19 protein-coding genes, 1 tRNA gene and 1 pseudogene are annotated in these 21,721 nt (G+C 69.6%); 9 read left to right on the forward strand and 12 right to left on the reverse strand.

What is annotated here, in order from left to right:
- Window positions 1-12: 12 nt before the first annotated feature.
- The 3 genes from ACYQ6W_RS14595 to ACYQ6W_RS14605 all read right to left on the reverse strand — a co-directional run bounded on the left by ACYQ6W_RS14595 (window position 13) and on the right by ACYQ6W_RS14605 (window position 3,448).
- Window positions 13-1,344: a class I SAM-dependent RNA methyltransferase gene (locus ACYQ6W_RS14595; RefSeq protein ID WP_459676269.1), complete on the reverse strand. Its 1,332-nt coding sequence runs from the start codon at window positions 1,342-1,344 to the stop codon at window positions 13-15.
- Window positions 1,345-1,388: 44 nt separating this feature from the next.
- The gene (locus tag ACYQ6W_RS14600) at window positions 1,389-3,116 is read right to left on the reverse strand and encodes a DEAD/DEAH box helicase (RefSeq protein WP_459676270.1); all 1,728 of its coding nucleotides are present in this window, start codon (window positions 3,114-3,116) and stop codon (window positions 1,389-1,391) included.
- Window positions 3,117-3,374: 258 nt separating this feature from the next.
- Window positions 3,375-3,448 (reverse strand) — tRNA-Cys (locus ACYQ6W_RS14605).
- 139 nt (window positions 3,449-3,587) lie between these two features.
- On the opposite strand from ACYQ6W_RS14605, the gene ACYQ6W_RS14610 reads away from it, so the two are divergent.
- The 3 genes from ACYQ6W_RS14610 to ACYQ6W_RS14620 all read left to right on the forward strand — a co-directional run bounded on the left by ACYQ6W_RS14610 (window position 3,588) and on the right by ACYQ6W_RS14620 (window position 6,645).
- Window positions 3,588-4,271: a protein-L-isoaspartate O-methyltransferase family protein gene (locus ACYQ6W_RS14610; protein ID WP_459676271.1), complete on the forward strand. Its 684-nt coding sequence runs from the start codon at window positions 3,588-3,590 to the stop codon at window positions 4,269-4,271.
- A gap of 198 nt (window positions 4,272-4,469) precedes the next feature.
- The gene (locus tag ACYQ6W_RS14615; RefSeq protein ID WP_459676272.1) at window positions 4,470-5,912 is read left to right on the forward strand and encodes a TolC family outer membrane protein; all 1,443 of its coding nucleotides are present in this window, start codon (window positions 4,470-4,472) and stop codon (window positions 5,910-5,912) included.
- 28 nt (window positions 5,913-5,940) lie between these two features.
- A complete protein-coding gene (locus ACYQ6W_RS14620) occupies window positions 5,941-6,645 on the forward strand; it encodes a DUF2497 domain-containing protein (protein ID WP_459676273.1) in 705 nt (234 codons plus the stop codon).
- A gap of 186 nt (window positions 6,646-6,831) precedes the next feature.
- Here the strand turns inward: ACYQ6W_RS14620 and ACYQ6W_RS14625 are convergent, their stop codons facing one another.
- Together ACYQ6W_RS14625 and tsaD are read right to left on the reverse strand one after the other, a co-directional pair.
- Complete coding sequence (locus tag ACYQ6W_RS14625) at window positions 6,832-7,908, reverse strand: L,D-transpeptidase (protein WP_459676274.1); 1,077 nt, start codon at window positions 7,906-7,908, stop codon at window positions 6,832-6,834.
- Between the two features lie 180 nt (window positions 7,909-8,088).
- Window positions 8,089-9,213, reverse strand: a complete 1,125-nt coding sequence (tsaD, locus tag ACYQ6W_RS14630; RefSeq protein ID WP_459676275.1) for a tRNA (adenosine(37)-N6)-threonylcarbamoyltransferase complex transferase subunit TsaD — start codon at window positions 9,211-9,213, stop codon at window positions 8,089-8,091.
- 12 nt (window positions 9,214-9,225) lie between these two features.
- On the opposite strand from tsaD, the gene hemC reads away from it, so the two are divergent.
- Genes hemC through ACYQ6W_RS14650 form a run of 4 tightly spaced genes read left to right on the forward strand, consistent with a single transcriptional unit; the run spans window position 9,226 to window position 13,475 of the window.
- Entirely contained in the window at window positions 9,226-10,224 is a 999-nt protein-coding gene (gene hemC / locus ACYQ6W_RS14635) for a hydroxymethylbilane synthase (protein ID WP_459676276.1), read from the forward strand.
- A 35-nt stretch (window positions 10,225-10,259) separates the two neighbouring features.
- A complete protein-coding gene (locus ACYQ6W_RS14640) occupies window positions 10,260-10,958 on the forward strand; it encodes a uroporphyrinogen-III synthase (protein WP_459676277.1) in 699 nt (232 codons plus the stop codon).
- Window positions 10,959-10,992: 34 nt separating this feature from the next.
- Complete coding sequence (locus tag ACYQ6W_RS14645) at window positions 10,993-12,165, forward strand: COG4223 family protein (protein WP_459676279.1); 1,173 nt, start codon at window positions 10,993-10,995, stop codon at window positions 12,163-12,165.
- Window positions 12,165-13,475, forward strand: a complete 1,311-nt coding sequence (locus ACYQ6W_RS14650) for a heme biosynthesis HemY N-terminal domain-containing protein (protein WP_459676281.1) — start codon at window positions 12,165-12,167, stop codon at window positions 13,473-13,475. Before ACYQ6W_RS14645 ends, ACYQ6W_RS14650 begins: the two co-directional genes overlap by 1 nt.
- Here ACYQ6W_RS14650 and ACYQ6W_RS14655 read toward each other — a convergent pair.
- Together ACYQ6W_RS14655 and ACYQ6W_RS14660 are read right to left on the reverse strand one after the other, a co-directional pair.
- Complete coding sequence (locus ACYQ6W_RS14655; RefSeq protein WP_459676282.1) at window positions 13,465-13,809, reverse strand: cupin domain-containing protein; 345 nt, start codon at window positions 13,807-13,809, stop codon at window positions 13,465-13,467. The genes ACYQ6W_RS14650 and ACYQ6W_RS14655 overlap by 11 nt on opposite strands.
- A 25-nt stretch (window positions 13,810-13,834) precedes the next feature.
- On the reverse strand, window positions 13,835-15,253 hold the full coding sequence (locus tag ACYQ6W_RS14660) for an NAD(P)/FAD-dependent oxidoreductase (RefSeq protein ID WP_459676284.1): 1,419 nt from the start codon (window positions 15,251-15,253) through the stop codon (window positions 13,835-13,837).
- A 220-nt stretch (window positions 15,254-15,473) separates the two neighbouring features.
- Here ACYQ6W_RS14660 and ACYQ6W_RS14665 point away from each other — a divergent pair, with 220 nt between their 5' ends.
- Window positions 15,474-16,076: a hypothetical protein gene (locus ACYQ6W_RS14665; RefSeq protein ID WP_459676287.1), complete on the forward strand. Its 603-nt coding sequence runs from the start codon at window positions 15,474-15,476 to the stop codon at window positions 16,074-16,076.
- A 163-nt stretch (window positions 16,077-16,239) separates the two neighbouring features.
- On the opposite strand, the pseudogene hisA reads toward ACYQ6W_RS14665, so the two are convergent.
- From hisA to trpS, 5 genes and pseudogenes are all read right to left on the reverse strand, one after another.
- A pseudogene (hisA, locus tag ACYQ6W_RS14670) lies at window positions 16,240-17,591 on the reverse strand (1-(5-phosphoribosyl)-5-[(5-phosphoribosylamino)methylideneamino]imidazole-4-carboxamide isomerase).
- Window positions 17,591-18,226, reverse strand: a complete 636-nt coding sequence (gene hisH / locus ACYQ6W_RS14675; protein WP_459676288.1) for an imidazole glycerol phosphate synthase subunit HisH — start codon at window positions 18,224-18,226, stop codon at window positions 17,591-17,593. The pseudogene hisA and the gene hisH overlap by 1 nt, the downstream one beginning before the upstream one ends.
- Window positions 18,223-18,561 (reverse strand): DUF2628 domain-containing protein, encoded by a 339-nt coding sequence (locus ACYQ6W_RS14680; protein ID WP_459676290.1) that lies wholly within the window; start codon window positions 18,559-18,561, stop codon window positions 18,223-18,225. The genes hisH and ACYQ6W_RS14680 overlap by 4 nt, the downstream gene beginning before the upstream one ends.
- Window positions 18,562-18,593: 32 nt before the next feature.
- The gene (hisB, locus tag ACYQ6W_RS14685) at window positions 18,594-19,217 is read right to left on the reverse strand and encodes an imidazoleglycerol-phosphate dehydratase HisB (RefSeq protein WP_459676292.1); all 624 of its coding nucleotides are present in this window, start codon (window positions 19,215-19,217) and stop codon (window positions 18,594-18,596) included.
- 30 nt (window positions 19,218-19,247) lie between these two features.
- Window positions 19,248-20,255, reverse strand: a complete 1,008-nt coding sequence (trpS, locus tag ACYQ6W_RS14690; protein ID WP_459676295.1) for a tryptophan--tRNA ligase — start codon at window positions 20,253-20,255, stop codon at window positions 19,248-19,250.
- A 278-nt stretch (window positions 20,256-20,533) separates the two neighbouring features.
- On the opposite strand from trpS, the gene ACYQ6W_RS14695 reads away from it, so the two are divergent.
- The gene (locus ACYQ6W_RS14695; protein ID WP_459676297.1) at window positions 20,534-21,709 is read left to right on the forward strand and encodes an efflux RND transporter periplasmic adaptor subunit; all 1,176 of its coding nucleotides are present in this window, start codon (window positions 20,534-20,536) and stop codon (window positions 21,707-21,709) included.
- Window positions 21,710-21,721: the final 12 nt, after the last annotated feature.

Here is a 21,721-nt window from a genome sequence, read left to right on the forward strand (position 1 = left end):
TCAGGCCCGCGCTCAGCGCGGGGGACGGGCGCGCGGCCTGGCCGGAGGCGGGCGGGTGAAGCAGGCGACGCTTTCCAGCCGCGCCGACCACAGGAATTGGTCGATCGGCGTCGCCGCGGCGAGCGTGAACCCGGCCCGGCGCAAGGGGGCCGCATCCCGCGCCAGCGCCTGCGGATTGCAGCTGACATAGATCACGTGGGTGACGCCGGAGGCCGCGATCGCCTCCATCTGCCCGGCGGCGCCGGCGAAGGGCGGATCGAGCACCACGGCGGCCGCGTCCTTGAACTCGGCCACCATCAGCGGGCGGCGGACGAGATCCCGCGTCTCGGCCAGGATGGTGCCGTGCAGGCCCGCGGCGGCAGCGCCCTTCTGCAGGGCGGTGACGGCGGCGGCATCGCCCTCATAGGCCATGACCCGGGCGCGGCCGGCCAGCGGGACCGTGAGGGTGCCGCAGCCGGCGTGGAGTTCGATGATGCGATCGCGCGGCTTCAGCTTCGGAGGCAGACCGGCGAGCACGGCGGCAATGATCGCCCCCGCCCCGCGCGCCGTCGCCTGCAGGAAGGCGCCGGGCGGCACCGGCACAGGGGCGCCGGCGAAATGGATGACGGCGGGGGACAGCTGCGCCGCCACTTCGATCGGCCCGTCCTTCAGCGCCCAGGCGATGCGGGGAAGGCCCCGCTCGGCGGCGAAGGCGGCGAGCAGCCGGCGGTCGCCGGCCGTGGGCTCGCCATCGGTGCGCAGCAGCAGGTCGGGCCCGGTGTCGAGCAGGTTGATGACGCCGCTCGCGTCGCGCTTGATGCAGACGAGCCGGGGCACGAGCGCCCTGAGCGGGGGTAGCAGGGCGAGGATCGCGGGATCGGCGACCAGGCAGGTCTCGATCGGGACGATGGCATCCGCTCGCACCTGATGGAAGCCGATGCTGGCAATGCCCGCCTGCTTGCGGATGGCGAGATCGACGCGGCGGCGCGCCCCGGGCGGGGAGGTTTCGATGGGCCCGACCACGGGGTCGGGGAAGCCTGCCTGGATCAGCGCGCTGCGTAGCGCGGCCGTCTTCCAGCCGGCGATGGCTTCATCCCGCCAATGCTGCAGGCTGCATCCGCCGCAGGCGCCGAAATGAGGGCAGGGCGGTTCGGCCCGCTCCTCGGATGGCTTCAGGACGGTTTCGGCAATGCCGGCGACGTTCTGGCCCCGGCGGGTGACCGGCCGCGCCTCCACCTCTTCGCCCGGCAAAGTATAGGGCAGAAAGAGGGTGCGCCCGTCGGGCAGGCGGGCAATGCCGTCGCCATCCGCGCCCATCGCCTCGACGCGGGCCTGAAAGGTCGGCGCGTCTGCTCCGATCTGCATGCTGTAACCCTCGGGCTTGGGGGGGAAGGGGCCGCGCGCCGCGTTCAGCGCGCGTCGCCGTCCTCGTCCTGCGCCAGATCCGGCTCGTCACCCGGCACGAAACCCGGGGCATCGACGCTCTCGACACCCGAGCCGCGGCGGCGGATCAGCATGAAGGCCGGAATCTCGTCGCCGAAGCCGACGACGGAGGGGCCGAGATCGCGGTCACGGTCGCGTCCACGGTTGCGATCGTTCCGATCGCCGCGCTCCTCGCCGGAGGCCGGCGCCTTGCTGCGGCCGGCATCGCTGCGGCCGGTGTCTGCGCGGGCAGGCTCGGGGCGGGAGACCTCGGCGGTCTTCTCCGGCCGCTGCTCCTTCGCCTTGCGGCGCCCATGCTCCTTCTCGGCCTCGGTCGGAGCTTCCTTGGCCTGCTTCTTCTCGGCCGGCTGCTCCTTCTGGTCGCGCGCCGGCTCCTTGGCCCGGCCCCGGCCGCGCCCGCGGCCCTTCTTGTCGCCGCCTTCCGCCCATTCGACGGCGTCGAAGCCCTCGATCGTGATGCGCGGAATGGGCTTGCCCGTCAGCTTCTCGATCGCTTCCACGGCCTCCCGTTGATCGGGCGAGGCGAGGGTGAAGGCATGACCTTCCCGGCCCGCGCGGCCGGTGCGGCCGATGCGATGCACGTAGTCCTCGGAATGATGCGGCACGTCGAAATTGAAGACGTGGCTGAGGCCGCCGATGTCGATGCCGCGCGCCGCGACATCGGAGCAGACGAGCAGGTCGAGCTCGCCCGCGCGGAACTTCTCGAGCGTCGCGAAGCGGGCGGACTGCGGCAGGTCGCCGTGCAGCGCGCCGACCTTGAAGCCGTGGCGCTGCAGGGATTTGTAGAGCACGTCCACGTCGCGCTTGCGGTTGCAGAAGATGAGCGCGTTCTGCACCTGCTCGGTGCGAATCAGGTGGCGTAGCGCCCGGCGCTTCTCGCGCTCCTCGACGATGGCGAGGCCCGAGACGATGGTGGTCGCGACGGAAGCGGCGGCCGCCGTCTTGATCTCCTTCGGGTTCTGCAGGAAGGCGTCCGCCAGGCGGCGGATTTCCTTCGCCATGGTGGCGCTGAACAGCAGCGTCTGGCGGTTCATCGGCAGCAGCGAGACGATGCGCTCGACATCCGGAATGAAGCCCATGTCGAGCATGCGGTCGGCCTCGTCGATGACGAGGACGCGCGTATCGGTCAGCAGCAGTCCGCCGCGCTCGAACAGGTCGATCAGGCGGCCCGGCGTCGCGATCAGCACGTCGACGCCGCGCATCAGCACCTCCTTCTGGTCGGCCATGCTTTCGCCGCCGATGAGAAGGGCGTGGTTGAGCTTCAGGTATTTGCCGTATTGGACGAAGTTTTCGGCGACCTGCAGGGCGAGTTCGCGCGTCGGCTCCAGGATGAGGCTGCGCGGCATGCGCGCCCGCGCCCGCGAGCCGGACAGGATTTCGCACATCGGCAGGGTGAAGCTCGCGGTCTTGCCGGTCCCGGTCTGCGCCACGCCCATCACGTCCCGCCCCTGGAGCACGACGGGAATCGCCTGCTCCTGGATCGGCGTCGGGTGGACATAGCCCTTTTCGGTGATGGCGCGGAGGATGTCCTCCGACAGGCCGAGATCGGCGAAGGTCGTGCGGGGGGCGGCATCCTCCGCGGCAGCGGGCGGGGCGGTCTCTGCCGCAGGGGCCGGGGCCGGGAGGGTGGTGTTCACGGCCTCAGCGGCCGCTTGGGTCTGTGCGTCTGCGGAGGACGCGGCATGGAGAGACAAAGAGGATATAATCCTGTGGTGATCGTGCTTCGGTGTGCGCCGCGCCGGACAACGGGACCAGCCGCGGCTAGACACGGATGGAACGGCCGAAAAGCCGCGACGGTGCCCCAGCGCCCCGGTGCGGATCTGCGATCGCTTTGCCGCGCGATATCGCCGGGAGATAGGTGCAAAGTCAATGATTTTCCAGGCATGGCGGCCAGCCGCGGGTGCATCCGGCGATCACGCCTGCGCTCATACGGCGGCGGCGGGGAAGAGGCCTGGAGGTCCCGCCCGGAATTGAACCGGGGTTCACGGATTTGCAGTCCGTTGCATCACCACTCTGCCACGGGACCGGGGCTGTGGGCGCGCTTATCGGGGAGGTCGGCCAACAGGTCAAGACCGCGGGGCCGGGGGCTGCCCCGGCCAGCCTGCTTGGCGCAGGACGGCGGCCCCGCTATGCTCGAGTGACCTAGCGGTGATGCGGTGGAGATGATGGCTCAGACGGTTCCCGATTTCGCAAGCGCGCGCCAGTTCATGGTCGATAGCCAGCTTCGCCCGACCAAGGTGACGCATGCGGCCGTGCTGGAGGCGATGCGCCGCGTGCCCCGCGAGAAGTTTCTGCCACCTGCACTCTATTCCGTCGCCTATGCCGATCAGGACGTCGACCTCGGCCACGGGCGCTGGCTGATCGCCCCGCTTGCCTTCGCGCGGCTGGCTCAGGCCCTCGCCCCGGTCGCGGGCGAGCGGATTCTCGTGGTTGGCGCGGGCGTCGGCTATGGCGCGGCGGTGCTCGCGGCCTGCGGCGCGCGCGTCACCGCCCTCGAATCCGACGCGCGGCTGATCGACGCCGCGCGCAGCGGCTGGCGCGAGGCCGGCGTGACCGTCGCGCTGCACCAGGGTGATCTGGCCGCCGGCGTGCCCGGCGCGCAGGTGTGGGACGCGATTCTCATCGAAGGCATGGTGGACGTGGTGCCCCCCAGCTTCGCGACGCAGCTGCGCGAAAGCGGCGGTCGTCTCGTCACCGTGCAGCGCCAGAGCGCCTTTCCGGGTGCGGCGGCCACCGGCGTCGCCATCCGCGGCGAGCGTCAGGGCGCATCTCTCGTCACCCGTCCGCTCTTCGACTGCCGCACCGCCGTGCTGCCAGGCTTTGAAACGGTGCCGGAATTTCAGTTCTGAGCTTGGCTTTCCTGGAGTTCCGGCCGCAGCCGCGGCAGGCGGTCCATGGCGTGCCTTCCTAAGAGATTGACCTTGACCCCTGATACTGTTGCAAATGCGACGGTGTCCGAAACCGGGGCGGAGGGGGTTCCTCCTCCGCTCGCTGCGTGGTTGCGCTTCCGCAAGGGCGGGGCGGCGTCGAAGATTGGAATGGGATAGATGGTTTCACGCATTGGCGTTCTGATCGGTCTGGGTCTTCTGGCTGGGGCAGCCCCCGCCTCCGCCCAGACCCTCAGCCAGGCTTTGGCGGCGGCCTATGCCAACAATCCCACCCTGCAGGCCGAGCGCGCCAATCTGCGGGCGACGGACGAGAACGTGCCCTCGGCGCTGGCCGGGTGGAAGCCGACCATCACCGTCTCCGGCAGCGCGGGCTATGCGCAAGGCAACATTATCACCGGCGGCAGCACCCTGACGGGGCAGAGCGTCACCACGACGACGACGCAGAATCGCGACCTCGGCCAGATCGCCGGCACCATCACCGAAAACCTCTACAACGGCGGCGGCACCAAGGCGCAGACCGCCCAGGCGCGGGACAAGGTGAAGGCCGAGCGCGCCAATCTCATCAACATCGAGCAGCAGGTCTTCCAAAGCGTCGTGCAGGCCTATGTCACGGTGATCGAGGATCAGCAGCTCCTGGCGCTCGCCATCAACAACGCCAACGTCCTCAAGGAACAGCTGAAGGCGACGCAGGACCGCTTCTCGGTCGGCGAAATCACCCGCACGGACGTGGCACAGAGCGAAAGCGCGCTGGCCGGTGCCGAAGCCGATGTGCAGACCGCAAAAGGCAATCTGAAGACGGCGGAAGCCCAGTTCGTGGCGGTCGTCGGCTTGCAGCCAAAGCACCTCACCCCGCCGCAGCCGCTGAAGATCCCGGCGGACAACAAGGCGGCCGTGTCCGCCATCGCGGCGGCCAACAACCCGGCCGTGGTCCAAGCCCAGTTCAACCAGGCCGCCGCCGCCGACAACGTGAACGTCGCTTGGAGCAAGCTGATGCCGCAGCTCTCGCTGCAGGGTCAGCTCTATAAGCAGATCAACCAGAGCCAGGCGAACTACACCTCGAACGGCGCCGAGGCGGTGCTGAGCCTGACTGTGCCCATCTATCAGGGCGGCGCGGAATATGCGGCCATTCGCCAGGCGGTGCAGCAGCGCGAATATGCCCGTCAGCAGGTCGAGCTGCAGCGCCGCACGGCCATTCAGAATGCGGAGCAGTATTGGGAAACGCTGGTGGCGACCCGCGCCACCATCAGCAGCACCCGCGCCGAGATCGCCGCCAACCAGATCGCCCTGGATGGCACCGAGCGCGAGGCCATTGTCGGCAGCCGCACCACGCTCGACGTGCTGAACGCCCAGCAGCTGCTGCTGCAATCCCAGGTGACTCTGGTGCAGAACCTCGCCAACCTGGTGATCGCCTCCTACAACGTGGCCGGCGCCATGGGCCGCTTCACCGCGCGCGACATCGGCCTCAACGTCCCGCTGTACGACGACAACGCCTATTACGATGCGGTGAAGAATGCCTGGTTCGGCACGGGCGATCCGACCGCGAATTCGGTGGGTGACGACAATGGCAGCCCTGTCGACAATCTGAGCAACCGCAACCAGTGAGCGACGGCGCGCAGCCGGGAGTCCAGAGATGACGACGAAACCGGACGATCAGGAACCGTCGATGGACGACATCCTCGCCTCGATCCGGCGCATCATGCTGGATGAGCAGGCAAGGCTGAAGGAAGGGGCGCCCGCGGCGCAGCCCCTCCAGCACGAGGAGGAGAGCGGCGGCCCGGCGCAGGTCATCCTGCTCGACGAAAGCATGGCGATCCGTGAGCCGGAGCCGGTGACGGCCCCCGCCGTGGAGGCCGAACCGATGCCGCCCGCAGCAGCAGAGCTCATGCCCGGCGCGCCGTCCCCCGGCCCGGGCGTGCCGGTCGATGCGGTCTTTCTCGAGACGCTGGAGGTGACGCCGGAACCGGCGCCGCTTTCGGCGCCCATCGACGAGCCCGTGTCGATGGTCCATTCGGCGCAGAGCGAAGAGGCCGAGGGCAAGGACGCCGGAGAGAAGGCGGCGCTGCCGCCACTCGATGCCCAGGCTCTGGAAGCGCTTCTGGCGCCGGCCGCAGCGGCTGCAGCCACCGCATCGGTCGAAGCGATGCTGCGCCAGTTGCAGGCGGAGCGGGAGGCCTTCGTGCAGACGGGCGCCGGTGGCGGCCCCAGCTTGGAAGAGGTCGTGCGCAGCGAACTGCGCCCCATGCTGAAATCCTGGCTGGACGCGCATCTCGCGGACATGGTGGAGCGGCTGGTGCGCGCGGAACTTGCGCGTCTCACGCTGCGCCATGGGAGCTGACCTACGGGTCCAGAGCGGTTCAGGTTTTGATTGAACCCGTTTGTCTCGTCATGCCCACGCAGGCGGGCATCTTCTTGTCCGCCACAGCATCCCCGCCCGGGGAGATGGCGCACCATCGCCAAAAGAGACCCGCTTGCACAGGCATGACGGTGATGGGTGGGCAGTTGAGACGGAAGCTGACAGACCCTAGCCGCTGAGGGCGACCGTCACCGGTGGGTAGGGCTTCGCGTTGGGCTCCGAACTGTCGACGACGATGACGGCATCCCCCGCCAGCGGTGTCGGCTGCAAGTCACGGGAGAGCAGGGCGCGGTAGCCCGCATCCTGAACAGCCAGCCGCTCGATATCCGCATCGATGATGCCGTGGCGGTCGAGGAAGACATTGAGCGGTCCCGGAATCCGGATGCAGCCCTCGGAATCGGCGCGGCCGAGCCGCTGCGCCAGCACGGCCGGATCGGTCGCGTGCATCTCGACCCGCACCTGCATTGTGGCCCCCGGTGTCCGCCAGTCCTCGCTCGTCTGCCAGCCGAAATCCCACACCCGCATGCCCTTCACGCCGAGCCCGCGGATGTGATTCTCGTTGTAGGTGCCCTGGGCGCGATAGCCGAGTTCGGCACCGTCGTTCAGCAGCACGCCGACCGGCGTCTTGAAATGCTCCTTTCGGCCGGGTTTGCCGGTGGAGACGGCACGGGTGCCGAGGATATTCCAGGGGCCGTCCGGCTGCGCCAGGGTGATGGAGAGCGTCTGCCCGTGCGGGGAGCGGTCAACGATGAGCACGAGCTGGGGCTGACGGATGGTGAAGTGGTCATCGGCCGCCATCCTGCGGGCGAGGGCCACGAGCAGCGCCTGCCGCTCCGCGCTCAGCTGGATGGGATGGGGCACTTCGGCGGCGAGCGCGCTGCTGATCACGGCAGTCTCGGCCGAGAGCAGGCCGGGGGTGAGCGCCGCGGGGCCGGCCTGTTCGGCGGGCGTATAGCCGGCCTTGTGGAGATTGGCGGCGAGCATCGCCTGCGGGCTGCCGCCGACGAGAACGGGCGAGATCGGCACCGCGCCCGGGGTCGGCGCGGCAGGTGCCGGCGGGGGTGGAATGTTCGGCATGGCGCTGACGTTGCGCGTGCCGAACACGCTATCCTCAAGCCCCGCGACGCTGCCGACATTGACCGTGTCGCCCGCACCGTCACAGGCGGCGAGCGGCAGCACACTCAGCAGCGTGAGACCGAGCCCGGCCGTGCGGAGGGAGGCGCGCAGAGAGAGGACCGTAGCCATGGCCGGACATCACCTGTGATCGAAACGTGAGCGAGACGCAGGACGGGAACGCGATCACGCCCGTGACCAAGTCACGGACGCTAAGCGACTGAGATTTAAGCACAGATGAATTACAATCGCGCAATCTTTCCCCTTTGGAAGGGGCGGCGCGCGGTCACGTTTTCGGGATGAGGCCGCGGGTCAAGGGGCGGGCGGCGCGGCGGGACCGGTCAACGCTGCGAGTGGCCAGCGCGGCTGCGGCCGCAGGTCTCGTCCCGAGACCGCGCAGCCCGCCCGCAGCCGCTCCAGCGCCGCCCAGCCGATCATCACAGCGTTGTCTCCGCAATAGCGCAGCGGCGGTGCCGCGAGCGGCAGGCCGCGCTGCTGCGCCACCTCGGTCAAAGCCGTGCGGATCGCCGCATTGGCGGCGACGCCGCCCGCCACCACCATCAGCCGCGCCTCCGGCATCGCATCCAGCGCATGCGCGGCACGGTCCGCCAGCACCGCCACCACCGCTGCCTGGAAGGCAGCCGCGATGTCCGCCGCCATGCCTTCCTCGATCGGGCCGGGCGGCAGGGCCGCGACCGCCTGAGCGACCGCCGTCTTCAGGCCGGAGAAGGAGAAGTCGCAGCCCGGGCGGCCGAGCAGCGGCCGGGGTAGGGGAAGGCGCCCGGCATCACCGCGCGCCGCCAGCCGTTCCAGCGCCGGGCCGCCCGGAATCGGCAGGCCGAGCAGCTTCGCGACCTTGTCGAAGGCTTCGCCCACGGCATCGTCGATCGTCCCGCCGAGCCGCCGGTAGCGGCCGACGCCCTCCACCGCCACGCATTGGCAATGACCGCCGGAGAGCAGCAGCAGCAGATAAGGAAAGGGCGCGCCGCCGGGCACGAGGCCGGGCAGGCGGGCCGTCAATGCGTGGCCTTCGAGATGGTTCACGGCGATGAAGGGCCGGCCGGCCGCGAGCGCCAGCCCCTTGCCGAAGCCCGCACCCACCAGCAGCCCGCCGATGAGGCCGGGGCCGGTGGTGGCGGCGACGGCGCCGAGGTCCTGCGGCGCGAGGCCGGTCTGCTCCAGCAGGCGCTGCACCATGCCGGGCAGATGGACGAGATGGGCGCGCGCCGCGATTTCTGGCACCACGCCGCCGAAGGGTGCGTGCTCCGCGAACTGGCTCAGCACCGTCTCCGCCAGCACCGCGCCGTCTGGCGCCAGGATGGCGGCCGCCGTCTCGTCGCAGGAGGATTCGATGGCAAGGACGGGGCCTGCGCTGTCCTCGCTCCAGTCAAGGCCGTCGCGCAGGGCAAAAGTCTTTTCTTCACTGATGTCTGGCATTAACACGCGCCGATGAGGTCTCCAGACGTTGTATCGCATGAGCTGCGCGTAAAACCCCATCGCCGCACGCTGCCCCTGCGTGTCGGTACACGCGGGTCTCCGCTGGCGCTGGCGCAGACGCGCGCCTTCCAGGCGCAGCTCAGCCGCTTCTGCCCCGTGCTGGATTCCATGAACGTCTTCGAAGAGCACATCATCACCACGACGGGGGACCGCATCCTCGACAGGCCGCTCGCAGAAGTGGGCGGCAAGGGCCTGTTTGCAAAAGAAATCCACGAAGCACTGGCGGATGGACGGATCGATTTCGCGGTCCATAGCCTGAAGGATCTCGAGACCGAGCTGCCGCCCGGCATCGTGCTCGCCTGCACCCTCAAGCGCGAGGATGCGCGGGACGTGTTGATTTTGGGCGAGGGGATCGCGCCCGGAGATGCGGCCGATCCCTTTGCCTGCCTTCCCACCGGCGCTCTGGTCGGCTCGGCCTCCGTCCGCCGGCAGGCGCAGCTGCTCCATGCGCGGCCCGACCTCACCGTGCGCATCATCCGCGGCAACGTGCAGACCCGCCTCTCCCGCGTGAAGTCGGGCGAGTTCGCGGCGAGCCTGCTGGCGCTTGCCGGCCTCCGGCGCCTGGGCCTCGCGGCCGAAGCCTCGGTCGTGATCTCGCCGGAGATCATGGTGCCGGCGGCCGGCCAGGGTATCGTCGGCGTCACGGTGCGCGCGGACGACATCGAGCTGCGCGAACTCCTGGGCGGGATCGAGGACCCAGAGGCGCGTGCCGTCTCCTCCGCCGAGCGTGGTCTGCTGGCCGCCCTCGACGGCTCCTGCCGCACGCCGATCGGCGGCTATGCGCGGATCGTCGAGGGTGCGCTGCACCTGACCGGGCTCGTCGCGCGGGAAGACGGCTCCTTCCTCCTCCGATCCGAGATCAGCGGCAGCCCGCGCGAGGCCGAGCGCCTCGGCCGGACGCTGGGTGACGAGCTGCGCGGCCGCGCCCCCGCCGACATCTTCCTCGACTGAGCGGGCGGACGGCGATGCCGCCCGGCTCTCCTTCCTTGCCCGTCCTCGTGACCCGGCCGCCGCCCGGCGGCGCCGAGACCGCCCGGCGCCTGACGGCGCGGGGCTTCACGCCGATCCTGGCGCCGCTGCTCACGGTCCAGACCTTCGCCCGTGCGCTGCCTGCGCCCGAGCGGCTGCGTGGCGTGCTGGTGGCGAGCCGCCAGGCGATACCGGCGCTGCCGGCGCTCTATCACGACCTGCCGCTCTATGCCGTAGGCGATGCGACGGCCGCGGAAGCGCGGGCCGCGGGCTTCCGCCGCGTCGAGAGTGCGCGGGGCCGGGCCGAGGATCTGGCCCGGCTGATCATCGAGCGCCTGCCGCGCGAGGGCGCGCCCCTGCTGCTGGCGACCGGCCTGAATCAAGGAGATCGCTTGAAGACGATCCTGCAAGCCTTTGGTTTTGAAGTTCTCCGCGAAGAGGTGTATGCGGCGCATTCGGTCACGCGCCTGCCGGCGGCGGCCGAAGCGATGCTACGGGCGGAGAGCGAGGGCTGGGTCTTGCTCTTCTCGCGGGAGACCGCACTTTGTCTGAACAGGCTCGTCCGGGCCGTCGGGCTGGCGGAAAGCGTCGCCCGTCTCAACCTCGGCGTGATCAGCGCGCCCGTCGCGGATGCCGCTCAGGACTTGCCCTGGGCACGCATCCATGTGGCAATGGAACCCAACGAGAAAGCGGTATTGGCCCTATTGAATGACTGACGCGCCCGAACAGACCCCAGAGCCCAAGTCAGACGTGACGCCAACCCCCGACCGCGTCTCCCCCGGCGAGCCCCGGCCCGCCGCCGCGCCGAAGGTCTCGGCGGCGCCGGAGACGGCCAAGCCTGGCGCGAGCAGCGTCCCGCCACAGGCACCGCGCGCGAACGGGGCCCCCCCGTCCGCACGGCCATCGGCCGAGCCGAACCGCGTGACCCCGCTGCTGACGCTCGCCGGATTCGTCATTCTCGGCGGCTGCGTCGCCTATCTTTGGACGCGGCCGGTGCCGGCGCCGGAGATGCCGCCCATCCCGCCCGATCAGAGCGGCGTGGTCGCGGCGCTTCGCGGGCAGGTCTCGAACCTGCAATCCTCCCTCGCGAGCCTCGACCAACGCGAGCGTCAGGACGTGGCCCAGCTGCGCCAGCAGATCGCGGCCCTTCCTGCATCCGGCAGCCAGAGCGGGAGCGCTGCGCCGCAGCCCGCGCCACCGGCCCCCGCGCCGGACGTGTCAGGCGACATCGCCCGCCTCAAGGACCAGATCGCGCAGCTTCAGCAATCCGCCGCTTCCGCGACGCCCGCGGCCCAGAGCCTGGAGACGCTGTCCGGCCGCGTCGACAGCCTGGCGCAGCGGGAAGCGGGCGACAGCCAGTCGCTCCGCCAGACGCTGACGGCGCTGCAACAGCAGCTCGGCGACCTCTCCGACCGCACGAAGAGCCTCGCCCAGCAGACCGAGAGCCTGCCGTCGCTCAGCGCGCAGTCGGACCGGCTGGCCGCGGTTCTGCGTGCCGAAGATGCGCTGGCGGCCGGCAAACCGCTCGGCAGCCTTGCCGATGCGCCCCCGGCGCTCGCCGCCTTCGCCACCACGGCGCCGCCGACCGAGGCGCAGCTCCGGCTCGACTATCCCGCCGCAGCCCGCGCTGCCGAGAAGGCAGGGGGCCCGGCCGAGGCCAAGCGCGGCTTCTGGGCTGGCGCCTGGCAGCGCGTGCAGAACCTGGTGACGCTGCGCGAGGGGGACCGCGTGATCGTGGGCGATCAGACGAGCGGCATCCTGGCGCATGCGCGCCGCCTGCTCGATGCCGGAGACCTCTCGGGCGCCGTCACCGTGCTCGGCACTCTGCAGGGGCCGGCGTCACAGGCCATGGCACCCTGGATGGACCAGGCCAAGGCGCTTACCGCCGCGCGCCAGGCGCTGGCTGAGATGGCGGCCCACTGATGCGGCGGGTTCTCGGCTTCCTTCTCCTCGCCGTCATTCTCGTCGGCATCGCCTATGGCATCGGCGCCATCCCGGGCGACGTCACGGCCTCCGTCGGCCCTTATACTTTCCAGGCCTCACTCCCCATCGTGGTTCTGGCGCTCATCCTTCTGTTCTTGCTGCTTTATGGGGTGACGAGGCTGCTCGCGCTGCTGGTCTCGGCGCCCGGTCGCTTCGGCCGCGGCCGGCACCAGCGCCAGCTCCGCCAGGGTGAGTTCGCGGTGACGCGCGCCTTCTCGGCACTTGCCGCCGGAGACGCCAAGGCTGCACGGCGCGAAGCCGCGCGTGCCCGCCGCCTGCTGCCCGAGGCACCGATGGCGCTGCTAGTCTCGGCCGAGGCCGCGCGTCTCGCTGGCCGCACGGAGGAGATGGAGGCCGAGTATCGCCGCCTCGCAGAGATCCCCGATGCCGCCTTCCTTGGCCTGCGCGGCCTGTTGCGCCAGGCGATCGACGCCGGGGACTGGACGCTGGCGGCCGATCTCGCACGCCGCGCCGAACTCGCCCATCCCGGCGCGCTGTGGCTGCGGCGCGAACGCGCCCGCCTCGCGCTCCGCACCGGCGCCTGGGCCGAGGCTCTGGCGCTCGCCGGGCCCGATGCGCCGCGCGCGGTGATGGCGACGGCGGCGGCCGAGGCTACCGAGGATCCCATGCAGGCGATGCGGCTCGCCAAGGAAGCCTATAACGCCGACCCGACGCTGAGCCCCGCGGTGCTCGCCTATGCGCGCCGGCTGCGCGCGGCGCGGGACGGGCGCAAGGCCGAGCAGGTGGTGGAGCGCGCCTGGGCGCGCGCGCCGCATCCCGATCTCGCAGCCTTCTATCTGGAGCCTGAGGAAGACGCGCTGGCCCGGGTGAAGCGCGCCGAGAAGCTGGCGGGCTTCGCCCCCGGCCATGGCGAAAGCGCGCTCGTCCAGGCGCGCGCCTCGCTCGCGGCGAAGCTCACCGGGGAAGCGCGGCGCCTGGCGCAGCGGGCGCTCGATGCCGGGCTCGACCAGCGGCGTGTCTGGGTGCTGCTCGCCGACATCGAGGAAGCGGATGCGGCGGCCGGCGGGGGCGAGGCTGCGACCTTCGCGGCCCATGAGGCGCTGCGCCGCGCCCAATCGGCCGGACCCGATCCCCGCTGGCACTGCACGGAATGCGGCACGGACCATGCGGCCTGGCATGCGGCCTGCCCCGCCTGCAGCACGGTCGGTACCGTCGTCTGGACAGCCGAGACCGGGCCCGCGCGTCGTGCGGCGTCCCGGGCCCTGCTCGTGGATGGCCTCAGCGCTTGATGAGGACGTAGGTCTTCCGCACCGTCTCGGTGATGTCCCAGACACCGAAGGTGTTCGCAGACAGCATGAAGGCGTCACCGGCCTTGAAGGGGATGGGATCTCCGCCGGTGGGCGTGAAGGTGCCGGCGCCGGCGATGAAGTGGCAGAACTCCTGGTCGGCCACGGCGCGGTTCCAGCGGCCCGGGCTGCATTCCCAGATGCCGGTTTCCGCCGCGTCGTCCCGCTCCCATTCCTTGTAACGGATATGGGCCACGGGTTCGCCGATGGGCGAACCCACGGGGGTCGGGTCGCTCAAGGCCTCGGTGAGGGCGGCCTTGATATGGCTGATGGTCATGCGCGTCCTTTCGCGGTGAGGGAGGTCAACCGATCTTCCAGGTCATCAGCGCTTCCATGCGCACGGCAACCTGCTGGGCAAGGCGCCGGCGCCAGGCCGGGCTGCGGGGATTGGCCAGCACCGCATCCTCGGCTGCGAGACTGCGGGCGATGGCGGCATAGGCGAGGTAGCGGAAGGGCTCCGGCTCCCAGGCCTTGAGGGCGCGGGTGACGGGCTGATCCTGAATGACCCAGGGCTGCCGGGTTTCGAGACTGTCGCGCCCGAGGATGAGATCGGCGAGAGTACGGCCGGCGAGGTTGGTGGCGCCGACCCCTTCGCCGCCATAGCCGCCGGCCAGCGCCATGCGGTTCTGCCGGTCGACCAGCATATGCACCTGGAAGCGCCGACCCATGCCGAGATTGCCGCCCCAGGCATGGGTGATGCGGACGTCCTTCAACTGCGGAAAGAGGTCGGTGAAGAGCTGGCGGCGCAGCGCGGTCTCCGCTGCCGTCAGCGAGAAGTCACGGCGGATGCGGCCACCGAAGCGGTAGCCGCCACGCGCCCCGAAGACCAGCCGGTTGTCCTTGCTGCGCTGGCCGTAGGTGACCTGGCGGCTGAACTCGCCGAAGGCCTGGCCACGGTCGAGCCCGATGCCGGACCAGAGCGCGTCGCTCAGCGGTTCGGTCGCGACGATGAGACTGTGGACCGGAAGCTGATAGCGGCCGAGCGGCGGCAGGGTGCCGGCGAAGCTTTCCACCGCCGGGATGACCCATTCGGCCCGGACGGCGCCCTGCGTCGTTCGCACCGAACCCGGCGCCCAGGCGGTGACGGCGCTGCCCTCGTGGATGATGACACCCAGCCGCTCCACGACGCGGGCGAGGCCGCGCACCAGCTTGGCCGGCTGGATGGTGGCGCAATGAGGGGAGTAGAGGCCGCCATAGGCGCCCGCGATGCGGACATGGGCTGCAAGTTCGGCGCGGTTGAGCCAGCGGAAATCATCCTCCGTCAGCCCTTCATGCCGCAATTCGTCGAGATAGGCGCGCAGCCGCACTTCCTGCTCGGGATAGCGCGCGGCGCAATAGAGCATGCCGGCCTTCCGGAAGTCGCAATCGATGCCTTCGGCCTCCGTCACCCGCGCGACCTCGTCAGGGATCGCGGTGACGAGGGACCAGGTTTCGCGACGACGGGGTTCGGGCAGCCGGCCGATCAGCCGGTCCTCACCCAGCAATCCGCCGATGACCCAGCCGCCGTTGCGGGAGGAGGCGCCGAAGCCCACGGTCTCGGCTTCCAGCACGACGATGCGAAGCGACGGCGCGCGGGTCTTGAGGTAATAGGCGGTCCAGAGGCCGGTATAGCCGGCGCCGATGATGGCGACGTCGGCGGTGATGTCGGAGGCGAGGGGCGGGCGCGGGGGCTCATCCGCGAGCTGATCGGTCCAAAGGCTGATCTTGTTCCCGTCGGCCATCGCCATCCTCTGCTGCACCCGCGGCGTCCGGCGCTCTGGTAACGGTTCGAGCGCCGTCTGTCGCCCCTCCGCCACGCCGAAAAGCGCGCCTCGCTGATGATCACGAAGACGAGAGCGTGGCACCTCCAGGATGGCCGCCGACCTTTACGAATACCGGGCCAGCCACACGTCTCCCGCATTCGTGAGGTCTCGTCATTCTCAGGGGAAGTGAGTCGTCATCATGCCGTCCTTGCCGCAACTCGCCCGCACGGTGGTTCTGGCCCTAGCCGTCTGGGGGGCTGGCAGTGCCATGGCATCGGCGCAAACACCGGCGCCCCACAACAAGGAAGAGCTGGCGCTCAAGCCCTATCGGCGGCTGCTGGAGGGGATGGGCTACCCGACGCAATCCTCGCCCTCGGGCCAGCACTTCTACATCGTCATCCACTCGACCTACGACTACACGATCGATTTCAGCTTCTCGGGCGACCACACCTACATGTGGGTCTACACGCTGGTGTACAGCTACGCGGACGAGGAGCTGGCCCGCCTGCCCATGGCGAAGCTGCTGGCGGACAATGACGAGGCGCCGGAGTTTTTCTCGCTCCACAAGGACGACGACAAGACCGATCTGTTCCTGCAGATCGCGATGCCCATCGCCAGCGTGAACGCCAAATCTGTCCGCCGGGTGATCGACAGCATCGACCGCAACCTCAACGACGATCAGGCGGATTGGAATCCGAATCTGTGGAAGCAGGCAGCGCCCGATGGCGGCAGCGACGTCCTGCCGACGCCGAAAGCCGCGCCCGCGCCGGACGATTCCCACAGCAAGCAGGTGCCGATCTAGGGCGTCAGGTCTTAATTGAAGCACCCTCTCTGCCGTCATCGCCGGGCCTGACCCGGCGATCCATGTCTGGGCGCCTCAGCGCATGGATGCCCGGCTCAAGGCCGTGCATGACGAGTTTCAAAGTGATCAAACTTAACCCTTAACCGTTCAACGGCCACCCGCCTCAGGCGAGGGCGCGCAGCGCCTCAGCCGGGGTGATACGCCCGTCATAGAGCGCGCGGCCGACGATGACGCCGGTGATGCCGGGCGTGTCCTCGGCCGTCGCGCGCAGCGCTTCGAGATGCGCGAGGGCGCCGACCCCGCCCGAGGCGATGACCGGCGTCGTCACCGCGCGGGCGAGGGCGGCGGTCGCCTCCAGGTTCAGCCCCTCCAGCATCCCGTCCCGCCCAATATCGGTGAAGATGATGGCGGCCGCCCCCGCATCCTCGAAGCGCAGCGCGAGGTCGGCGGTGGTCAGCGCCGAGGTCTCGGCCCAGCCTTCTGTCGCGACGAAACCGTCCCGCGCGTCGATGCCGACGGCGATGCGCCCGGGAAAGAGGCGGCAGGCCTCGCGCACCAGTGCCGGGTTCTTGGCAGCGACCGAGCCGAGAATGACGCGGGACACGCCGTCCCCGAGCCAGGCTTCGATCTGGGCGATCTCGCGGATGCCGCCGCCGAGCTGCACCGGCACGCCGGGCGCCCGGGCACTCGCCAGGATGGCCTGCACCGCAGCGCCGTTCACGGAACGACCGGCAAAGGCGCCGTCCAGATCGACGACGTGCAGCCAGCTGCAGCCGGCCGCGATCCAGGCCGCGGCCTGCGCGCCGGGATCGTCGCCATAGACCGTCGCCTGGTCCATGTCGCCACGGCGCAGCCGCACACAGGCGCCGCCCTTGAGGTCGATCGCCGGATAGAGGGTGAGGGCGGGCATGGGGTGGCTCAGTTCTTCCGCAGCAGCTTGTAGAAATAGGCGCCGGCGACCAGCTGGCCGGCGAGGCGGGCATAGGCCGGATGCGTGCCCCAGCGGATGTAGCCGAGGCTCTCATAGAGGGCGATGGCGCCGTGATGGGTCTCGCGCACGTCGAGGTTGAGGATCTGGTAGCCCATGTTGCGGGCCCGCTCCTCCACCCGCTGCACCATCATGCGGGCGAGGCCAAGGCGCCGGGCATAGGGCGCGACATAGGCCTGGGTCACCGTCGCCGCCATCGCCTGGGCTTCGTTGTTGCGCGGCGGGCGTACCAGCTGGGCGGAGCCGACGATGATGCCGTCCACCCGCCCAACATAAAGCTCTCTTTCAGGAACGAGCAGCAAGCCTTTGAAATAGCTTTCCAGAACCTGCCGTCCAGGCGGTTGCAGCCAGCCGAATCCGCCGCCGTCGATGATGGCGGCGTCCGTCGCCTCGCAGAGCGCGAGCAGATCTTCCTCGGTGAAGGCGGTGATACGCTCGACCGTGAGCTGAGGCCGCGGGAGCGGTGGGGCCGCCTCGTCGGTCTCGAGGCTCTCGCCGCCGCCGGCCTGGCCTTCGGCGATCGCCATCAGGGCGCCCATGTTAGGAAGTTCTGCATGATGGTGAGGCCGACCTCCTGGCTTTTCTCGGGATGGAACTGCATGCCGGCACGGTTGCCCTTCGCCACCACGGCGACGACGGGGCCGCCATAGTCGGTGGTCGCCAGGATTTCCTCCTCCCGGCCGCTGCTCAAGGCGAAGCTATGGGTGAAGTAGACATGATCGCCGGGACGCAAACCTTCCAACAGAGCATGTGAACCGGGCGTGAAGTCGAGCCCGTTCCAGCCCATCTGCGGCAGCCGCAGGCCGGGCGCGTTGATGCGGGTGATCTCGCCGCGGATCCAGCCCAGTCCTTCGGTCGCGCCGTATTCCAGCCCACGCTCGGCCATCAGCTGCATGCCGACGCAGATGCCGAGGAAGGGCGTGCCTGCGGCGACCGTCTCTTCGAGTGCGTCGCGCAGGCCAGGCACCGCTTCGAGCCCGGCCATGCAGTCCCCGAAGGCACCTTGACCCGGCAGCACGATGCGGCTGGCCGCGCGAATGTCCGCGGGGTCGCTCGTCACCTGCACCGTCGCATCGAGGCCCGCGCGTTCGGCGGCGAGCGCCGCGGCGCGGGAGGCGGAGGCGAGATTGCCGCTGCCGTAGTCGACAACCGCGATCTTCATACGAGATCCTCCGCAGCGAGGGTCGGGTCGCGGTCGAGCAGGCGGGCGAAGGCGGCCTCGGCATTGCGGGCGGCGACCACATAGGTCTCAGAGAAGCCGCGCCGGGCGAGGGACCAGCGGCAGAGATCCCGCCCGGTCAGCCCCATCAGGAGCGCATAGGCGGCGAGCAGCACGCCGGGCAGGGTCGCACCGGGCCAGTGCAGGACGAAGGCCCAGAGGGCTGCGAGCACGACCAGTGCGATCAGACCCGCGATCCAGGCGCGATGGGCCAGCAGCCAGAAGGGGCCGAAGAGGAAGGCGCCGAGAGAGAAGCCCTCGCGCACTAGCCGGGGCATCTCCCCATGCCTGAGATGGGCGGTGTAGATCCTCATCCCGCCAGCGACCCCTTGGTGGAGGGGATGGCGCCGGCCGCGCGGGGATCGAGCCCGACCGCCATGCGCAGCGCCCGCGCCGTCGCCTTGAAGCAGGCTTCGGCAATGTGATGGTCATTCCGCCCGGCGCGGGCGATCAGATGCAGGTTGAAGAGCCCGTTGGCGGAGAGGGCGCGAAAGAACTCCTCCACCAGCTGGGTGTCGAAGGTACCGATCTTGTGGGTGGCGAAGGCAACCTGCCAGCCGAGGGCGGCGCGGCCCGAGAGGTCGATCGCGCATTCCACAAGCGCCTCGTCCATCGGCACCAGCGCCTGACCGTAGCGGGTGATGCCGCGCTTCTCGCCGAGCGCTTTCAGGATGAGCTGGCCGAGAACGATGCCGACGTCTTCCACCGTATGGTGATCGTCCACGTGCAGATCGCCCTTCGCCGTCACCTCGAGATCGAACATCGCGTGGCGGCCGAGGGCCGTCAGCATGTGGTCGAAGAAGCCGATGCCGGTCTCCGTCCGCACCTGGCCGGTGCCGTCGAGGTCGAGTTGGAGGGTGATCTCCGTCTCGGAGGTGCGGCGCGTGAGGCTTGCCGTGCGCGCGGAAGCGGAAGGGGCAGGGGTCGCGTCCATGCGCTCTGGATACCTTATCTCGCCGGCGATTTACACTGCCGGGGGTTGCAGAAATCCGACCAGTCGTTCCGCTTCGGCGACGATCGGATCGGCGATCGCGGCGGCGCGGGCGGCGCCGCTGAAGAGGATGCGGTCGATATGGCCGGGATCGGCGAGCAGGCGCCGGGTTCCGGCTGCGATCGGCCCGAGCTTCTCCACCATCAGGTCGGCGAGATCGTTCTTGAAGGTCGCGAAACCTTGACCCGCGAACTGGCTCAGCACCGCCTCCTGGCTCATGCCAGAGAGGGCGGCGTAGATGCCGACGAGGTTGCGGGCTTCCGCCCGGCCTTCGAGCCCGGCGGCCTCGCCCGGCAGCGGCTCGGCATCGGTGCGCGCGCGGCGGATCTTGGCGGCAATGGTCTCGGCATCGTCGCTCATGTTAATGCGGCTCTGATCCGAGGGATCGGATTTCGACATCTTCTTGGTGCCGTCGCGCAAGGACATGACGCGCGCGGCTTCCGGCATGATCATCGGCTGGATCTGCGGGAAGAAGCTCACCGCGTAATCGTGGTTGAACTTCTGCGCGATGTCGTTCGCAAGCTCCAGATGCTGCTTCTGGTCATCGCCCACCGGCACGCGCGTCGCGTGATAGGCGAGAATGTCGGCCGCCATCAGGTTCGGATAGACGTAGAGGCCGGCGGAGGCGGCTTCCCGGTCCTTGCCCGCCTTGTCCTTGAACTGGGTCATGCGGTTCAGCCAGCCGATGCGGGCGACGCAATTGAAGATCCAGGCAAGGCGTGCATGGGCGGGTACGGCGGATTGGTGGAACAGGATGTGCCGCTCGGGGTCGACGCCGCAGGCGATGATGGTGGCCGCCATCTCCCGCGTCTGCCGGCGCAGCACCTCCGGGTCCTGCCAGGTGGTGATGGCATGCAGATCGACGACGCAATAGAGGCAGTCGTGCCCATCCTGAAGCGCCACCCAGTTGCGGATCGCGCCCAGGTAGTTGCCGAGCGTCGGAATGCCCGAGGGCTGGATTCCGGAAAAGACCCGCTGCATGGACCGCACCTTTCTGACGCCGAAACCGAAGCTCAGCCGCCATTTCACGGCTGGATGCGCGGCTTTTCCCCGCATCCAGCCGGGCCGTCAATGACCGGCGGCGTCGGTTGCCGAGATAGCTGTCATCGTCCAGTGTTGCACGCGCCCCCGTTGACCGCCCGGTCACCACGCTTCAAAATCGGTTTAATGATCCGTAATCGCCTGTCCAGAGTAGATAGGCGGGATCGGGATGGCGGCCCCCGGACCGCCGCTTTCGGCTTCAGCCCAGGGATAACCTGATGAGACTTCGGTATTCCGCGATGGTGATCGCAGGCCTGCTCGCGGGCGCCTCCACGCAGGCGCGCGCCCAGATGGGGCCGGGTGGCCCGCCCGCCGTCGGCGTCACCAAGGCGGCGCTCACCCCCATCTATCTGACGAGCCAGTACATCGGCCGCGTCCAGGCGATCAGCAAGGTCACGATCCGTGCCCGCGTGACCGGCACCCTGGAGGAGCGGGACTTCAAGGAAGGCGACGAGGTGAAGAAGGGCCAGCAGCTCTTCGTCATCGAACAGCCGCCCTACCAGGCGGCGGTGCTGCAGGCCCAGGGCCAGCTCATCGAGGCGGAAGCGGCGCTGAAAAACGCCAAGCAGAACCTCTCGCGCTCGCAAACCCTGCTCAACACCCCGGCCGGCCAGCGCTCCACCGTCGACAACGACGTCGCCAGCGCCGGCCAGAGCCAGGGCCAGCTGCTGGTCGCCGAAGCGGCGCTGAAGACCGCGCAGATCAACCTCGGCTACACCACCATCACCTCGCCGATCGACGGGCGCATCGGCGTCGCGACCGATCCGGGCAATACCGTCGCCTTCACGGATTCGGCGCTCGCGACCGTCGTCAGCCAGGACCCGGAATACGTCACCTTCCCGGTCTCCGAAGTCGAGGTCATGAAGCTGCAGCAGCAATATGCGGGGAAGGGCGGCCTCGGCGCGCTCACGGTCAAGGTGAAGCTGCCCAACGGCCAGATGTACGACCAGACCGGCAAGATCGACTTCTCCGACATCAGCGTCAGTGCCTCGACCGACACGATCGAGCTGCGCGCGACGATCCCCAATCCGGCGCATGGCGGTCCGACCGATTCCGGCGCCAACCGCACCCTGGTCGACGGCGGCTTCGTGACGGTGATCCTGCAATCCGCTAACCCGGTGCAGAGCGTGACCGTGCCGCGCCCGGCGGTGCTCGCCGACCAGCAGGGCTATTACGTCTATGTGGTGGACGCGAAGAACGTCGCCGAGCGGCGCAACGTGACCCTCGGCCAGTCGCCCGACCCGCTGCTCGCCGTCATCGCGAACGGCCTGCAGGCCGGCGACCAGGTGGTGGCGGACGGGGTGCAGCGCGTGCATCCCGGCGCCCCGGTGAAGCCCGTGCCCTATACTGCACCGACGATGCCGCCTTCGCAGTCCGACGCGACGGGCGGCTGAGGCAGGGCTGAC

The organism is Acidisoma sp. 7E03 (assembly GCF_054665075.1).

Bases quoted from the DNA above. Each gene is read 5' to 3' on its own strand.
- ACYQ6W_RS14595 (WP_459676269.1), bottom strand. From the start codon at position 1,344: ATGCAGATCGGAGCAGACGCGCCGACCTTTCAGGCCCGCGTCGAGGCG.
- ACYQ6W_RS14610 (WP_459676271.1), top strand. From the start codon at position 3,588: ATGGCTCAGACGGTTCCCGATTTCGCAAGCGCGCGCCAGTTCATGGTC.
- ACYQ6W_RS14615 (WP_459676272.1), top strand. From the start codon at position 4,470: ATGGTTTCACGCATTGGCGTTCTGATCGGTCTGGGTCTTCTGGCTGGG.
- ACYQ6W_RS14620 (WP_459676273.1), top strand. From the start codon at position 5,941: ATGACGACGAAACCGGACGATCAGGAACCGTCGATGGACGACATCCTC.
- ACYQ6W_RS14625 (WP_459676274.1), bottom strand. From the start codon at position 7,908: ATGGCTACGGTCCTCTCTCTGCGCGCCTCCCTCCGCACGGCCGGGCTC.
- tsaD (WP_459676275.1), bottom strand. From the start codon at position 9,213: ATGCCAGACATCAGTGAAGAAAAGACTTTTGCCCTGCGCGACGGCCTT.
- hemC (WP_459676276.1), top strand. From the start codon at position 9,226: ATGAGGTCTCCAGACGTTGTATCGCATGAGCTGCGCGTAAAACCCCAT.
- ACYQ6W_RS14650 (WP_459676281.1), top strand. From the start codon at position 12,165: ATGCGGCGGGTTCTCGGCTTCCTTCTCCTCGCCGTCATTCTCGTCGGC.
- ACYQ6W_RS14655 (WP_459676282.1), bottom strand. From the start codon at position 13,809: ATGACCATCAGCCATATCAAGGCCGCCCTCACCGAGGCCTTGAGCGAC.
- ACYQ6W_RS14660 (WP_459676284.1), bottom strand. From the start codon at position 15,253: ATGGCCGACGGGAACAAGATCAGCCTTTGGACCGATCAGCTCGCGGAT.
- ACYQ6W_RS14665 (WP_459676287.1), top strand. From the start codon at position 15,474: ATGCCGTCCTTGCCGCAACTCGCCCGCACGGTGGTTCTGGCCCTAGCC.
- hisH (WP_459676288.1), bottom strand. From the start codon at position 18,226: ATGAAGATCGCGGTTGTCGACTACGGCAGCGGCAATCTCGCCTCCGCC.
- ACYQ6W_RS14680 (WP_459676290.1), bottom strand. From the start codon at position 18,561: ATGCCCCGGCTAGTGCGCGAGGGCTTCTCTCTCGGCGCCTTCCTCTTC.
- hisB (WP_459676292.1), bottom strand. From the start codon at position 19,217: ATGGACGCGACCCCTGCCCCTTCCGCTTCCGCGCGCACGGCAAGCCTC.
- trpS (WP_459676295.1), bottom strand. From the start codon at position 20,255: ATGCAGCGGGTCTTTTCCGGAATCCAGCCCTCGGGCATTCCGACGCTC.
- ACYQ6W_RS14695 (WP_459676297.1), top strand. From the start codon at position 20,534: ATGAGACTTCGGTATTCCGCGATGGTGATCGCAGGCCTGCTCGCGGGC.